Below are 15932 nucleotides of genomic sequence, written 5' to 3' on the forward strand. Positions count from 1 at the left end.
CTCTCGGGTAAAGGGTTGGTCTTGAATAGCTTTATGTACATTCGTAAAGCAATCTTATTTTTGACTTCTCTTCCTGTTTTTATTTTTTAATTATGGGAAAAAATCTAAGTAAAGTAAACACCACCTTTCAATTTTGTGATGGAGGGTCTTGCAAAAAAGCAAAAGGTGAAATCGCTATACGTGAAGCCAGAGCATATCTTCGTAACAAAGGGCTTTGGGATGCTACTCATACTATTAAAACAAGATGTAATGGTCGATGTGAAGATGCACCAACCTGGATCGTACAACCTGGTAATTTTTGGTACAAAAACCTGACTCCTGATAAAGCTGTTTCAATTTTGAAATCTCACTTAGAAGAAGATCAACCTGTAGAAGAATACTTATTATATAAAGAAGGATGGTCGGTCTTACTAACCGAGAATGAAAAAACCATTGCTCCTGTTACTTTTAAAGATAAAACAGATACAGTATTAGGAGAAGCTTTGATAGCCCGGTCTTTTGCTTCTGATCAACACCTTTATCCTTTATTTAAGTACTTATTTCAAGAACCAAAACCTATTGCTGTGCAACAATACGACGCAGCCACCATTGAAATAAAATCGCCTCATCTGGTAGATTACACCGATGATTATGAGGTAAAAATTACTGGAGAAGAGCTTCAGTTGCAATTAACGATCGCCGGAATTCCAAAAGACATTTCAGAAGAGATAGCCGATCGTAAAGTAAGTGTTGCAGAAGTGATCTGGCTTAAAAAATCTACTATCTTTACCAAAGCAATACGCCTGAAAAACAAAAAAGGAAAACACCTGGTCACATTTTGGATAAAAGATGAGGATACAGTAACCTGGGAACATATCCTTACTGTCTATCTGGGGATGTCACCAAATCATATAAGAATCAGTGAAGAAGTCTAAACATATAAGTATACTAGGTTGTGGGTGGTTAGGATTACCATTGGCAATAGATCGAATTACCAATGGAGATACGGTAAAAGGATCTACAACCACAGAAAGTAAAATCGACAAGCTAAAAACTGAAGGAATTACACCTTATCTTTTTACACTTGGTGAATCTTCGGAAAAAGAATACGTAGATTTTCTATCAGGAAGTGAAATTGTCATCATCAATTTTCCTCCTAAACGAATTCCTAATATTATAGAAATATACCAAGATCAAATAAAAAGTATACTTCCATTTATTTCTGATACTCAAAAAATAATCTTTATCAGCTCTACTTCGGTATACCAAAACACAAATGGAGAAGTAACTGAAACACTCGTTGTTTCTCCCGAAAAAGAATCAGGAAAGGCTGTTGCGGCTGTAGAGCAATTATTGCAAGAACAATTTGAAAATAGAGTGACCATTATTCGATTATCAGGTCTTATTGGTGATGATCGCTTACCAGGTCGATTTCTTGCCAATAAAAAAGAAGTCCAGAATGGAGATGTTCCTATTAATGTAATTCATAGAGAGGATTGTATTGGATTAATTAATGCGGTTATAGAAAAAGAAGCCTGGGGAGAAATTATAAATGGTTGCGCAGACCAACACCCGATACGAAAAGAATACTATACACTTGCTGCCCAAAAAATAGGGCTTACCCCTCCTACTTTTATCAAACAAGAAAAGCAAGCCTATAAGATTATCTCCAATACCAAAAGTAAAACACTTTTAGGATATTCTTATATTCACCCTGATCCTTTAAAATTGATTTGATCATGAATATTATAGCCATAGTAGGTGCTGGCCCGGGAGATCCAGAATTATTAACTGTAAAAGCATCTCGTCTTATCAAAGAAGCAGATGTGATCTTTCATGATAATCTCGTTTCAGATCTTATTTTAGCAATTAATACAACTGGAGAAAAAGTATATGTGGGGCGTAAATTTGGAGACACTTCGGATCAAATAGAACGCCAGCAAAAGATCAATGAATTACTCTGTGCTCATTACCAGAAAGGCAAAAAAGTAGTTCGCCTTAAATCTGGTGATCCTTATGTCTACGGAAGAGCGGCTGAAGAAGCACGATATTTAACAGAAAAAAATGTTCCTTTTGAGGTGATTCCGGGTATTTCTGCAGCACTGGCAGCTGCTAATATTTTTAATATCCCCATTACTGAAAGGAATAAGTCTAATGCCATGCTGATATGTACGGCACATACTGCTGATTATTCTTTTGAACAACTAACGGGGATTGCGCATATGCTTAAAGCCGGAAATACCATTTCTATATATATGGGACTTAAAAGCCTGCATAGGATTATCCCTAAACTTTTAGAAGTATGCGAAGACGATACTATCCCAGTTAATGCAGCCTCTAATGTATCGAGATCTAATCAGGAAATTATAACAGGAACGCTAGGGAATATACAAGAACAGATCAAAAACAGCACATTACAAATGCCTGTGGTGTTACTTATTGGAGCTAATCCTATTCGGTAAATTAATGTTTGTCATTCCAGTGCAGACTGGAATCCATTTTCAACTATAGTCGATAATTCAATTTATAAATAAAAACAATGAAAGAAGGAATATTACTTTGTGGACACGGAAGTCGTAGAGAAGCTGCCATCACTTCTTTTAAACGACTAGTAAGTATCCTAAAAGAACGTTATGAGAGTAACTATGAAGTAGATTATGGTTTTTTAGAATTTAATCACCCTACTTACGAGGCTGCTGTAGAGCGCATGTACCTAAACGGAATTCGAAAAATATATGCTTTACCCGTAATTTTATTTGCTGGGTCTCATGCAAAAAATGATATCCCTTATGAATTGAACACCATTCAAAGTTATCACGAGGATCTCTCCATTGCTATGGGAAAACACATTGGTGTCAATTCCTTTTTGTTGGATCTTGCTGTAAAACGAATTGAAGAGACCGAAGCTACTTTATCTAAACTAGATCGAAAAGAAACCTGCCTGGTGGTTGTGGGTAGAGGGACAACTGATCCTGATGCCAATAGTGATGTATGTAAACTAACCAGTATGCTTTGGGAAGGAATGGGATTTGGATTTGCTACCACAGCTTACAGTGGAACAGCCTATCCCAAAGTCGATGAATCGCTACAAATGATTGAAAAATTAGGATTTAAACGAACTATCGTTATTCCTTTTTTCTTTTTTACAGGAGTATTACTAGAACGTATTTATGGCCATGTCACCGATATGAATACATCTTCTGCCTTAGAATATATCTATACAGACCCTTTTGGTACCGATGAATTATTGATGAAAGCTTTTGACGAGCGTTTAGAAGAAGCCAAAAGCGGTACTGCCCATATGAATTGTCAACTTTGTAAATATCGAAAACAAGTGGTAGGATTTGAACAAGATTTTGGTAAAGAACAAGTTGGGCACCACCTTAATGTAAAAGGTATCCTTTTTGAAGAAGATGAGAAACCCGGTGAAGTAAAAAACTCATTGGGTAGCAAAATCAAGAAGGTATTGGGGATTTAAATCTTCAGAATTTCAATTCTTATAATTTTACCAAAAATAGAGCGCTAAACTCAAGACATATACAATACAAACCTTATGTGACAGTATGGGTTCTCCACTAGATATCCTCATCTCTATTTAAGTATTGATTTGGGATGTATCTATTCGCTTTTGTTTCTTCCTAAAATCTATTTATTATAGTAAATACTAATTATCAATACTATAATTAAAAACATTCTCTCATTCTGGATCTATCATTATAGGTAATTATAGCGCTATGGATTTTATAAATATTTTATAAAATATAATTTGTTAGTCAACACTAACTTTTTTAGTTTTACACAGCTAATATTTTATATACTTATACATGGACTACGCTATTGAATTATTAGAGATAAAAAAATGGCAGTTAAACCGTGAAATCATGAATAAAAATCTTCTGCAAAAAGATATCAGAAAAGGAATCTCCGAATTATCAAAAGTCACAGAAATAACCAAAGCAATAAAGATTTTGAAATCAAAAAAATATAAACACAAAAATTAAAACATGAAGATTACACAACAAATACCAGATCTACCGTATGACAAAAAATCACTTGCTCCTATGGTCACAGAAGAAACTTTTGATTACCATTATGAAAAACATCATGCAGCTTATGTACATAATTTAAATACATTGATAAAAGACACTCCATTAGTAGACGTCACGGTACAAGAAATTATCCAATATGGGTTTCAACATAATGATACTCTCCTTTTCAATAATGCTGCACAGCACTGGAATCATAGCTTCTTCTGGCATTGTTTATCTCCAGATGAAGGAAAAAAACCACATGGAAAGATCAAAAAACTTATCGAAAGAGATTTTGAAACATTCGAAAAATTTAAAAAGCAATTCTCTACCAGTGCCATTAAATTATTTGGTGCAGGTTGGACCTGGCTTGTGCAAAACCAGGAAGGAAAATTAGAAATTCTATCCCTGAAAGATGCTCAAACTCCTATAATAGAAAACAAAACCCCTATCCTAACACTTGATGTCTGGGAACATGCTTACTATATTGATTATCGTAATGCACGTCCAAAATTTGTAGAAAGTTTTTGGGAGATTGTAAACTGGAGTTTTGCTAATCAAAATCTAAAATAAGATGAGTGAATTATGTACTAATCATATTGAAAATTATTGGAAATCCAAAATAACAACTTCTAACATTTTGTTTAATAAAGGTAAACTCGACGAAGCATTATTAGGCTATAAAGACGCTCTCTACAGAGCTGAAATATTAAATATAAACCAGTCGGATTGTATTCGAGATCATATTCCATTTATACAGATATATATCATTTCTTGCAATAACATTGCTAATACCTATAAGGAATTGAAACAGCTTGAAGAAGCTGAAAACACACTTAAAAGAGTCGTCTATTACCTTTTACATTTATCCAGTAATAAAGACTTAAACATAAATGAAATTAAAACAGAACTAAAAAGAGCTACCATTGCCTATATAAATTTTGTAAAGGAAAATGGAGGAGACAGAAAACAACAGGAACTATTATTTACCGTATTAAAAGAACAGTTAATAGAAAGTCATTAATTACTACCAAAAACGTGAGTTCGATATAATATCTGGATTCAATTACTATTTGTTAAAATCAATAGTTATTATATCAAACTCACCTAAGTAAAATAGTAGTTTAGTAATACTTAAAAACAGCTATTTCTGTTATGCCATTTATCTATCAAAATTGATAACCAATACGCAAATGCAAATTTATAGCAGCTTCGCCTTTATCTTTTGAGAATCCGGCATTTTTAGAAAAATAATGGATATATCCCACTCCTACTCCAGCCTCATAATTAAAATGTTTCCCTATGTTTCTTCTAATTCCCCAAGTCGGAATTATAGATAGATCTGTCACTATTTTGGTATCTTCTTTATTATCTAAAACAAGTAGCAGATCAGAATGATGCAAACTCGTTTTTAGAGAAAAGAAATTACCACTATTACCATCTATGCGTTTTGATTTACTTTCGCGCTTAGCCAAATTATAGTACCAACGAGGTTCTAGAGTAACTACAGTGGTTAATAAAAAACCTGTGTCTGGATAAAAATCGCTCTTTCCATTTCGGGCATCAAAACCTAACTCACTTCTTAATGCTATTTGATTTGATAGTTTTAACTCATTATATATCCAGAATCCTGCAAACCCTGTTTGTATTCCAAATGTTGATTGCTCTACACTAGCATTTTGAGATCTCACAAGTAGCGTGAATGCACAAAAGGCCAAAGTCAATATGATTTTTTTCATTGTATTATATGTTTATAAATTCAATAGCAAATCAATGAATTTATAAGCGCTTTGGTTGACCGATAGATGCAGTGGTGCTCTTTTTCTAAAAAAAGATACTATTTTACGAAAATTGCTTTTTATAAACCGAAGGAGAGCATCCTGTTTCTTTTTTGAAAATCCTGTTAAAACTAGTTCTTGACTTAAAACCACACTCACATGCAATCCCAAATAGATTATAATTATCATATAAATCTGACTGTATTTTTTCTTTTACCGCATTAATTCGATATGTATTAATTAAGTCATAGAATGTAGTATTCATGTATTGATTTAACAACATAGAGAGTTTTTTATCTGTTGTAGAAATTTGATTTGCTAATTTCCCTAGAGTTAAATCTTCATCCAAATAAGGACGATTTGTTACTAAAATGAGTTCTAGTTTACTTTTTAATGTTTCAAATTCTTCTTTCTTAAAACTTGGCAAAGTATTTTTTGACTTATTGGTAGTGAATTGATCTTCTTCTAATAAATAATCCGGCAATAATACGCTAGATTGATTTACCCCATAATATCCCAAAAATGAAATTAGAATGATCATTGTTATTACAGAAACAAAATCTGCATTCCAATCAAAATCACCATAAAAGGATTCGTAAATTTTGAGCATTACATCAATACTAATGACACACAGTGCGCCCTGCAACATAATTCTTATCCAATTAAAATCATATTTGGTTAGATTTGAATATTTAGATTTCATCAACTTCCTATATTTTGATAGTAATCGTAGTGAGATAATGAGATATAACATCAAATGTAAATCTCCAATTCTGATAAAAAAATATATAAAATCTGATAGTATATATGACAATCTATCTATACTAAATATACCGTATAACAATGTTGGAACTGCAATAAAAACAGTATATAATGCCGCTGGAATAAAATGTGGAAGCGAATTCTTTACCAGATTTTCTTCTTTTAAGAATAACGATTTTATATACAAAAGTAATAATGGGCCTACCACCAAAACAGTGATATCATTGGGAATAAAACAGATTCGAAACAACCAAATAATATCATGTAACAGTGCATAAAAACATAGGATAACACATCCCAGAAAGACAAAAAACACAGTCAGTATTTTTTGTGATAACTGTTTCTTTTTTGATTTTATCAATAGCAATAACAGTATTGCTATAATGATAACACCACCAACTAAAACAAAATCTACAAGAAGCTTCATTATCTATTTTTGAACAATACAGGTTTTTAATTAAGACTGCAAAAAGTAAAATGATGTTGCATTTTTTATGTTAAGAGGCCTTGCATAGGTCTGTCTATACCTTATCAAGGTACTCTCCCAATGATAAACAAGGTGATTGATTGGACAAAATGCTAGCTCGAGCAATCGAAGTGCTACTTCTAAAGAATTTACAAGGTACTTCGAAGGGTTACCAAAGTAGTTCGAAGGATTAAAAAGGTAGTTCGAACCACCTTTTTTGAGGTCGTTACCTCTAAAAACATCACAAAAAACTCTTAAATGATCACTTTTACTCCTCATTATATAGCTTCGAAGCGTTAAAGGATCAGCTCGAAGAATTAATGTAATACTTCGAACTACCTTTGGCCGGGTTTGACCCCATATCGATATGGGACGTCCCCCTTATTGACAAGGGGGAGTTATAGGTATATTCACTCATTGTTTCACGATATTAACCCTAATTCTAGTTGAAGCATTTATGTGATATATAGATTACTATATTTAGTCTATCTGTACATTTTCAGGTTGTTTTTATCAATATTTCCTGAAGGCTTATTTTGGTCTGGATACCCATTTTTTTATGATTTCTTTTTCTTTTCCAGCACTATAGTATTTTATTTGTTTTCCCTGTATTACTTCTCCAAATACAATATCATTTTTGGGATATCTACTTTTGTATCCTTCTAATTGATCAGATGTCATTTCGACCATAGGACGATTTACTAATCCTGCATTGATTGCTTTTTGAACATTAAAATAATACATTCCTACAGGTTTTGACCTCCATAAAGGCATTATCTTATAAGGAAGGATCCCATTTTTTATAAGAAAATCTCCATCAATCCAATGTAGTTTTTCTGGCATACTTGTAGCATGAATGAGACAGGACACATAATCTTTAAAAGGGGTTGGATTAGAAGCGACATTGAATGCGCCATATATTTTTGATTCTGAACAATGAACGATAAAGTTTGCCAAACTTTTTACATCTGTAACCTGCATGTGATGATTATGAACATTTGGCAATAGTATTTCTCCTCCTCTATAAAATCTAACCGGCCAAAAAGGCTCTTCATTTGGGTTACCTGGATGAGTAACTCTAGAACTTTTCATCCCATGAGATCTATATATCGTAAAATTATCTATCCGTTCTCTAATGGCTTCTTCAGCGAATGTTTTCCTTATGGCATATCTAAAATCTTCGCCTATTGTTTTTGGGAATTCTGGCAATGGGTTTAAAGGTTCTGATTCTTCAATAAACTTTTTATCCCATTTGTCATAAACAGAAATAGTAGATATATAGTGATAATGTCCAAATTGCCCTTTAAACTCTTCAAGGAAATCTGAAACGGCTTTTGGAGATTTCTGCCATGTATCTACAACAATATCCCAATACGCTTCTTTATGTTTTTTATCAATATTTTTAAGTCCTTCCTTATTTTCTTTTTCTCGGTCACAAATGATAACAGGTAAATACTTGAAAAGTTCGGGATTCGTTTTCCCTCTGTTCAATAATGTTACTTCATAACCTGATGCTAAAAATGTTTCGACAATAGTAGGACCCAAAAATCCTCTTCCTCCCAGAATAAGTACTTTTTTATTAGTATCGCCAAACATTTTAAGTCCCGAAGCGGTTATTGGGTTTAAAAAAGTAATGGTTGAAGCAATCCCCAAAGTTTTTATAAAATCTCTTTTATTCATGGTAATTCATATTATGTTAGAATACAAATATGAGGGCAAGTAAGAGAATAACGGAACTTATTAATTAATCAGTACTTATTTCTTTTTTGAATTGTCCAGGAGTTTTCCCTGTATGTTTTTTAAAATGATGAAAGAAAGCCGATTTAGAGTTAAACCCGCACTCATAGCCAATCCCTTCTAAAGTTAAATTTGGTTTATTCCCTTCCTTTATTCTTCGTATGGCATATGCTACTCTTTTGATATTGACCAAATCATAAAAAGTAGTATTCATTTCAGAATTTATGATTTGAGAAAGATGATGCTTAGGAATGTTTACAGATTCTGACAAAACAGCTAATGAAAAATCAGGATGTAGATACGCTTTATTTTCTTTGAAAAAATGATTAATAGAATCTATGAACATAATTATCTCATCGTTTTTGAGTGGACTATGTTTATACTTCTTTTTATCAATAGCAGTATCAAAAGGTACTTCTGGTCGGTATACCATACCATATTTCAACCCATAAAATCCGATTACAGTTACGAGAATAACATATCGTAAAACATCCCAAACTTCAAAATATGCTACTCCTACTATAAGTTCGATTATTAGTCTTACACTACTAATCCCTGTACTTATAAGAAATAAAACCGCAATGATTCTAATCCAGGACAGTTCAAGCATACTACTATTAGCATTATTAGCCTTCAAAAATTTATCTGTTTTATAATATGAATATAGTATGTACAATGGATAAAAAGTTAAAGAAATCAATTTTGCTATTAGAATTATTATTTCCCATAATAATTCTGATTCTTGTCTAATAAAAAAACTGAAAAAGGTAAAAATTACAAATGGTGAAAAATGTAAAAGGTTGGTTTTAGGAATATATTGATTAAATAAAGATTTGGTATAAAACAGAAAAAAGGGACCATGCAAAAAACTCATTGTTGTTATTAATATCCCGGTTATATGAGTTGGGTATAATCTTTTACTTATCCCTAATAATAAATGGATAGAAAATACTAAAAACCAAATCAACAAAATCAGATCAGATGGTTTTCTTTTCTTTTTCAATATAATAAGTATCGCAAACAAAATACTTTGAATAGATCCAATTCCTAAAATTACGACTAATACATTAGACATTTTTATTATAGATTTTGACTTATGTTACCAGATAGTAATAAAATTATAGAAAGATAATATGATTTCATCTTTAATTTCAAGAAATCTTTAACTCTAAAAACGTAGTACAACATTCTTTCATACCTATACATGAATTATAATAGGCATTTACTATTGGTTTCTACAAAACATGATTAAATGGTTTTATAGATTTTTTTGAAAAAAATCAATTGCAAGGTTTAGTGTTTTTTTGTGTATTTCTTTTCTATTTACTTTGGGATGATCTATTGTAATTGCAGGAATAACTTTTTTTCCCAGTTCTGTGGGTTCGTTTAAAAACACATAATGATCAACATTTTCATCAAATAAATGCACTTCACTAGTCGGTATCAAATTATGATAATGAAGAGCATTTTGCTTAACAGGCGTATTAGTATCTCCTTTACCTGCGACTATGTATATAGGAGCGGTAATCGATTGCGTTTGTTGTTTAGAGTGAAACCCAAACCCAATAGCTGGTGACATCACAAAAAATGCTTTTATTCTTTTATCTTTTACCTTGTCTTTGTATTTAATATAGGATGAAACGATAAGGCTATCTTTTTCAAAATCAATAATTTCATCTGTATTTGGGAATTCTGGTGGTGCTTTTCTCTCAACATCACTTATTTTATCTGTTTTCCTTTTATTTCTATCAACATACCCTCCTGCAAGAGCAATATTAGTATAACCTCCTAAAGAAAAACCAACACCTCCTATTTTCGTAGTATCAATCTTTTTGTTAAAAAATTCATCCTCCAAAACAGTATTAAGTACATACTGAATATCAATTGCTCTTTCCCACCATTTTACAAATTCTCTTGGTAATTTGTTATCAGTAGAGTTTCCATAATGATCTACAGACACAACTATATAGCCTTCTTTTACCATTTTTTCAATAAACCAGGTCAATGAAAATCTATTACCCCCAGTTCCATGTGAGACTAACAATAAAGGAAGTTTATCGCCAAGTAAACTTGCATTTGGAATCGTTTCAATAGTTTTGAAAAGTGTTTCTTTTTTAGGAACTGAATCTTTTTGTATTAAGATATCATGAGTCGGATACCATATTTCTGTCACTAACGGACGACTCCGAGATTCATCCATATAACTTACCGACTTCTGCCCTACCTGAATGCTTTTATCTTTTTCTGAAGAACATGAAACAAATAAAGTTATAGTAATAATAGCTATTGAAAAAAAATTCATTTACCTAGTTTTAGTGATGATTAGTGTATAGATGATTAACCATTTTATTTGTTACACTTCCACCAGGTATTTCATGTTTTTATTGTTCATATAGCTTAAGGAAAATAGTATCAAGAATCCTCTGCCCTCTAGCTTTCAATCCAACGATATTTTTATATTCTCATAAACTTTACTCTTTCTTATTTGGTCCATATACATCGCATACCATATCCGAAAAAACCCCAAAGTAAGTTGATCTATCTAGTTCTTCTATAGATAAGACTCCTGAACGTTGTGAAATAACGAATTTTACTTTTTCCATGGTGCAACGTGGTTCAATGACAAATTTGATCAAACCAAATACTTCAAAATCTTTTTGCGAGTCAATGGTAAGTTTCTGGGTGTAGGTGGTATTACGTTTCACAAAGTTTACCCATCTGTCACTAAAAGGATCATAACTTTCTAACGATTTCGGGAATTCTATAATTGAATCTTTCATGACAAGGCTCTTAGTTTCGTCTAACGAAAGAGCAAAACGACCCAAAAAATTACCATTAGAGTGTGGAGATACAAAAAAGGCTTTATCGTATAGATCTATCGAAACAATGAGGCTATGCTCATTCTTATCGGTAGTATCAATTTTTAACGCTAACGCATACGGGTCATCCATTTTGTTAACGGTTGTTGTTTTGGCGGTATCTGTTTGCGTTGCTTTTGTTGTTACAGTACCCACCGGATTGTTTTTAGCACAACCAGTACTTAATAGTACTATAAATACGATTATAAATTTGTTCATTTTTTGATTGTTTTAATTTGTTCTTTATTATGATGATAAGGACATGCTTACTTATGATTTTCCTTATATTACTTTTATTTTTAGTAAAGCTAAATCGAACAGTGACTTAAAAGTGTCAAAAAAATGTCAAAGAAGTGTCAACTACTGTAAAATCTCATAAGATTGTATGTTATTTGTAACACATGGAACACAAAAAGATATATGTATTAGGAATTCTGTCGGGTATTATTTTTTTCATTTTGGGGTTCTCTGATATAAAAGAGCAAAAAGAAGAATTCTCAGAACTAGTGAAAATTGCATTACGCGATGTTGGCAATCAATTATTGCTAACCAATCAAGATAGTACTTCTTTAGTTTTACCTGTAATCGAATTAAAAAAATCAAAGTATCAACTTTCTTTTGAAAATTCACTTTCATTTGACCCCAGTGATTTGACTTCTATTATAAAAGAAAGTTTTCAAAAAGCTGGATTACCAAAACAATATCGTGTTGAGGTGTTACGATGTTTTGATCAAGAAGTTCCATATAGCTTCCTAATTAAGGATGATATTACTAGAGATATTATTCCTTGTGGTGGAAGATTTTTACCAAAAGGTTGCTATACGATCGAAGTACGATTTACCGAAACCCAACCCCAATCTAGTTCCTTCGGTAAACAGACATTAATCTATGGGTTACTTTTTATTGTGTTGATACTCCTTTTGTTGGTTTTATATAGAAGAAAGCAGCTTCATGTTACTAATAAAAGTGGCGCAAACTATGCATCTATAGGTAGTTTCCAGTTTTATCCTGAGCAACATAAATTGATTAAACAAACTGTTGAAATTAGTCTTTCAAAAAAAGAATGTGAGCTGCTAGAGATTTTTGTGGCAAAGCCTAATCAAATTGTTAAACGAGATGAATTGATTAAAAAAGTATGGGAAGACAATGGCGTAATTGTAGGGAGAAGCCTGGATACATATATTTCTAAACTGCGTAAAAAATTAAAAGACGACCAGACTATTAAACTAATAAACATTCATGGTATAGGGTATAAGTTGGAGATAAAACCTTAAGCATTAATTATTTTATTTTTTAAAATTCTATTTTTCAGGATCGAGCTGGCTTTCCAAACTTGTTATTACAATTAAGGGTAACAACAAGTTTTTACGATAATAGTTTTAATCCGACAATGTTTTGATATAAAATCCTTGTATTTGTACTAGATCAATAACATCCACTTCTGATAGATTTGTTGTAGCCTCAATTCTAAGTACATTATCAATATCTTCTAGATCAATCGACCATTTAATAATATCTGAATGATTGTTAAGTACTGGTTTTAATGATTTAACCTTTTTCTTTGATTTAATATCTGTTCGAAATATTAGTAATTCCATATTGAAATTTAATGTTATTCTGATTCTGGTTTTGAAGTGTCCTCTTGCACTTGATTTGATTGTCTTTCTATATATTGTTTGTAATATTCATCACCTTCTTCTTTCCAAAACTTATCATAGTATTTCCATTTTGAAAAATCAGTTTTCGAATCTTTTTTACAGTCATCACTCGAATCTTTTGATGATTTTTTACTGCCACTACTGCCACAACCTCCAAGAAATATTTTTAGTAATATAAACATTCCTACAGCTTGCCAATAGGTAAGAGTAGTCAGTCCAAAAATCTCGGGCATAAGCCAATTCCATAACCACATAATAACGAAGCCAAATAAAATGGCTAATCCTGTTATAGCAATTGCACCAAAAATAATTATTCCTACAATCTCTATTGGTGACTTTTTTCTGAATTTATGAGTGAAAAAATTTGTCATGATATATTTTTATTTTTATTAATCTCTACTTCTATTTTTTTATATAATACTCCAACTGCCCTATGTCTTCTAGACATTAGTGTTCCTATAGAAATTCCTGTTTTAGTTGAAATTTCTCTATATGTATACCCTTCAAAATCTACAGCTATGATAATATCTTTATAGGCTGGTTTAAGCTGTTCGATACACCTTTTTAACACTACTATCATTTGATCCGAAGTGTAATTGTCGGTTGATTGGTGTAGTACCTCTGCTAACTCTACTAAATCTTTATCAATATCTATCGAACTTGTCTTTTTTGTGGTTCGCATCACATCAATAATTTTGTTTTTTATAGACCTGTAAACGAAACCAGCTACATTATTTATAGGTGCATATCGATCTGCTCCCGAAAATAATTTTAAAGCAACATCCTGGATGATATCTTCTGCATCGCGATTGGCTGTGTCACTTATTTTAGTTTTCACATACCTCTTGAGAGATTCATATTCTCTTCCAAAAAAGTCGGTTAGTTTTTTACTGTTTTCTGATTCCAAATTCATTAAAACCTTTTATGAAGGGTCTTCAATTAGAAAGACGACACTTTTTTAATCTATTGCATTTTTCAATATATATTTTAAAAAAAATAAAATTTATGTTGGAGTGTTTCTTTTTACTAGCCACTATATAAGCCGTGCAGTAAAAAAAAGAGTTTAGACTAAAACGTAAGAATCCGTATTTTAAACACTTAATTTAGTAAATACAAATTCATGTGTTAGTTTTTCTAATGAAATACAACAGTTTGAACAGTCACTTGTTTTAATGATATCTATTTTTTGTTGGCAAATGTTATATTTTTATCCGAGCCATAAAATTTATTGAAAATTACGCTCGCAGTTAGGTCTCCAGTCACATTAACTGCTGTTCTAAACATTCCTAAAATTCTATCTATACCAATAATAATAATCAGTCCATCTATTGGAATTCCTGCGCTCTGTAGCACTGATGCAAGAATGATGACACCTCCTCCTGGAATAGCAGGTGTTCCGATAGACGCGGCTACAACTGTAGTAGTTATTAATATTAAGTTTATCACCGACAGCTCAATACCATAAGCTTGTGCCAAAAACAAGGTGGTCACACATTGAAATAGAGCAGTACCGTCCATATTTATCGTTGCCCCAACAGGAATAACAAAGTCACTAATATTAGAGGATACTCCTAATTTTTCATCTGCTGTTTTCATAGATACCGGCATAACAGCTGCAGAACTAGCGGTAGAAAATGCTAATAGTTGAGGCTCACGGATCAAGTTCAAAAATTTCAAGGGGTTCTTACGTGTGAAAGCAAATACCATTATTAAATAGAATATCATTAAGAGAGTCAAACCCAGAATAACAACTATCATATAGTAACCCAAACCAAGAAATATTTCAATGCCTATTTTGGATAACAAGGCGGCTATTAAGCCAAATACAGCATATGGCACGAGCATCATCGCCCATGAAACTACAATCATGCAAATCTTCTGAATCGCTTCGACAAAACGAATGATAGGCCTTGCTGTGTCATGATTGAGCTGGGTAATCGCGACACCAATTATTATGGTAAATATCACTACACCAAGCATTTCTCCCATTAAGATAGACTCTAGTGGATTATTTGGGATGAGCTTAGAAATAGTATCTGGAATGTTTTCAATCAGGTTCGTTTGTTCATTGGGTTCAATTAGTTTTTCTCCACTGTTTGGAAATCCTCCCAGCTTGAAAACATATTGCCCGGGTTTCATGATGAATGTGACAATCAAACCAATAGTGATAGCGATAACTGTAGTGAAAACAAAATACAATAACAGTTTTATTCCAAAGGCTTTAAGATTCTCAGATGTGTTTCCTACAATTCCCGAAATAATAGAAGCAAATATTAAGGGGATCATAATCATTTGAACTAACCTCATAAATATTTGACCTGGTAAGTCGAGCCAATTGGCTAATGATAAACTAAAATTCTCTGGAACAAACCCAGTAGACGGGTTGATTACGATGCCAACTCCAGCACCTAAAATCAATCCAATAATTACCTTAAGCCATAAACGACCTTTTATAAGGCGATCCAAATAGACTGACAAATTATTAAGAGGTCTAATTTCTAGCATGGTATGATTTATAAAATGTTTGTCAACTGCAGTTTGTGACATAGTAATGCAAAATATTACCAAGCTATCAACGACCCTGTATTGATTTTATATCTTTTTATTTCCAAAATTTCTACTCCATAACAAATATACAAGAACCTTCGATTAATCATGTTACTCCT

The 15932-nt window shown here is 32.2% G+C and carries 18 protein-coding genes; 8 read left to right on the forward strand and 10 right to left on the reverse strand.

The genetic code is table 11. The annotated features are described in order from the left end of the window. The first annotated feature begins 92 nt into the window (after nt 1–92). The 7 genes from ATE84_RS25425 (at nt 93) to ATE84_RS25450 (ending at nt 5031) form a co-directional block, all read left to right on the forward strand. Complete coding sequence (locus ATE84_RS25425) at nt 93–914, forward strand: ferredoxin (protein ID WP_101450621.1); 822 nt, start codon at nt 93–95, stop codon at nt 912–914. Next, nucleotides 901–1716: an NAD(P)-dependent oxidoreductase gene (locus tag ATE84_RS25430; RefSeq protein ID WP_101450624.1), complete on the forward strand. Its 816-nt coding sequence runs from the start codon at nt 901–903 to the stop codon at nt 1714–1716. The genes ATE84_RS25425 and ATE84_RS25430 overlap by 14 nt, the downstream gene beginning before the upstream one ends. Nucleotides 1717–1718: 2 nt before the next feature. After that, the gene (gene cobA, locus ATE84_RS25435) at nt 1719–2441 is read left to right on the forward strand and encodes a uroporphyrinogen-III C-methyltransferase (protein WP_101450626.1); all 723 of its coding nucleotides are present in this window, start codon (nt 1719–1721) and stop codon (nt 2439–2441) included. A 77-nt stretch (nt 2442–2518) separates the two neighbouring features. Beyond that, nucleotides 2519–3457 carry a sirohydrochlorin chelatase gene (locus ATE84_RS25440; RefSeq protein WP_101450628.1) on the forward strand — a complete coding sequence of 313 codons (939 nt, stop codon included), beginning with the start codon at nt 2519–2521 and terminating at the stop codon, nt 3455–3457. A gap of 346 nt (nt 3458–3803) precedes the next feature. Continuing rightward, the gene (locus ATE84_RS26420; RefSeq protein WP_158237336.1) at nt 3804–3980 is read left to right on the forward strand and encodes a hypothetical protein; all 177 of its coding nucleotides are present in this window, start codon (nt 3804–3806) and stop codon (nt 3978–3980) included. 3 nt (nt 3981–3983) lie between these two features. Continuing rightward, a complete protein-coding gene (locus tag ATE84_RS25445; RefSeq protein WP_101450630.1) occupies nt 3984–4580 on the forward strand; it encodes a superoxide dismutase in 597 nt (198 codons plus the stop codon). A 1-nt stretch (nt 4581) separates the two neighbouring features. Beyond that, nucleotides 4582–5031 (forward strand): hypothetical protein, encoded by a 450-nt coding sequence (locus ATE84_RS25450; RefSeq protein ID WP_101450632.1) that lies wholly within the window; start codon nt 4582–4584, stop codon nt 5029–5031. A gap of 145 nt (nt 5032–5176) precedes the next feature. Here the strand turns inward: ATE84_RS25450 and ATE84_RS25455 are convergent, their stop codons facing one another. From ATE84_RS25455 to ATE84_RS25480, 6 genes are all read right to left on the reverse strand, one after another. Further along, complete coding sequence (locus tag ATE84_RS25455) at nt 5177–5746, reverse strand: hypothetical protein (protein ID WP_101450634.1); 570 nt, start codon at nt 5744–5746, stop codon at nt 5177–5179. A gap of 103 nt (nt 5747–5849) precedes the next feature. Next, nucleotides 5850–6974: an AraC family transcriptional regulator gene (locus tag ATE84_RS25460; protein WP_101450636.1), complete on the reverse strand. Its 1125-nt coding sequence runs from the start codon at nt 6972–6974 to the stop codon at nt 5850–5852. Between the two features lie 570 nt (nt 6975–7544). Next, nucleotides 7545–8693, reverse strand: coding sequence for an NAD-dependent epimerase/dehydratase family protein (locus tag ATE84_RS25465; RefSeq protein ID WP_101450638.1), 1149 nt, complete (start codon nt 8691–8693; stop codon nt 7545–7547). Between the two features lie 64 nt (nt 8694–8757). Next, the gene (locus tag ATE84_RS25470; RefSeq protein WP_101450640.1) at nt 8758–9825 is read right to left on the reverse strand and encodes an AraC family transcriptional regulator; all 1068 of its coding nucleotides are present in this window, start codon (nt 9823–9825) and stop codon (nt 8758–8760) included. A 183-nt stretch (nt 9826–10008) separates the two neighbouring features. Continuing rightward, on the reverse strand, nt 10009–11052 hold the full coding sequence (locus ATE84_RS25475) for a dienelactone hydrolase (RefSeq protein ID WP_101450642.1): 1044 nt from the start codon (nt 11050–11052) through the stop codon (nt 10009–10011). A gap of 169 nt (nt 11053–11221) precedes the next feature. Next, on the reverse strand, nt 11222–11827 hold the full coding sequence (locus ATE84_RS25480) for a hypothetical protein (RefSeq protein ID WP_101450644.1): 606 nt from the start codon (nt 11825–11827) through the stop codon (nt 11222–11224). A gap of 182 nt (nt 11828–12009) precedes the next feature. Between ATE84_RS25480 and ATE84_RS25485 the strand changes: the two genes are divergently transcribed. Then, complete coding sequence (locus ATE84_RS25485) at nt 12010–12882, forward strand: winged helix-turn-helix domain-containing protein (RefSeq protein WP_101450646.1); 873 nt, start codon at nt 12010–12012, stop codon at nt 12880–12882. Between the two features lie 105 nt (nt 12883–12987). On the opposite strand, the gene ATE84_RS25490 is transcribed toward ATE84_RS25485, so the two are convergent. From ATE84_RS25490 to ATE84_RS25505, 4 genes are all read right to left on the reverse strand, one after another. Then, the gene (locus ATE84_RS25490) at nt 12988–13206 is read right to left on the reverse strand and encodes a hypothetical protein (RefSeq protein ID WP_101450648.1); all 219 of its coding nucleotides are present in this window, start codon (nt 13204–13206) and stop codon (nt 12988–12990) included. A 14-nt stretch (nt 13207–13220) separates the two neighbouring features. Next, nucleotides 13221–13637: a hypothetical protein gene (locus ATE84_RS25495; protein WP_101450650.1), complete on the reverse strand. Its 417-nt coding sequence runs from the start codon at nt 13635–13637 to the stop codon at nt 13221–13223. Beyond that, nucleotides 13634–14179 carry an RNA polymerase sigma factor gene (locus tag ATE84_RS25500; RefSeq protein WP_101450652.1) on the reverse strand — a complete coding sequence of 182 codons (546 nt, stop codon included), beginning with the start codon at nt 14177–14179 and terminating at the stop codon, nt 13634–13636. Before ATE84_RS25500 ends, ATE84_RS25495 begins: the two co-directional genes overlap by 4 nt. Before the next feature lie 266 nt (nt 14180–14445). Continuing rightward, nucleotides 14446–15813, reverse strand: a complete 1368-nt coding sequence (locus tag ATE84_RS25505) for a dicarboxylate/amino acid:cation symporter (RefSeq protein ID WP_233195894.1) — start codon at nt 15811–15813, stop codon at nt 14446–14448. Between the last annotated feature and the right edge of the window lie 119 nt (nt 15814–15932).

Origin of the sequence: Aquimarina sp. MAR_2010_214, assembly GCF_002846555.1 — a bacterium.
GTDB lineage: Bacteria > Bacteroidota > Bacteroidia > Flavobacteriales > Flavobacteriaceae > Aquimarina.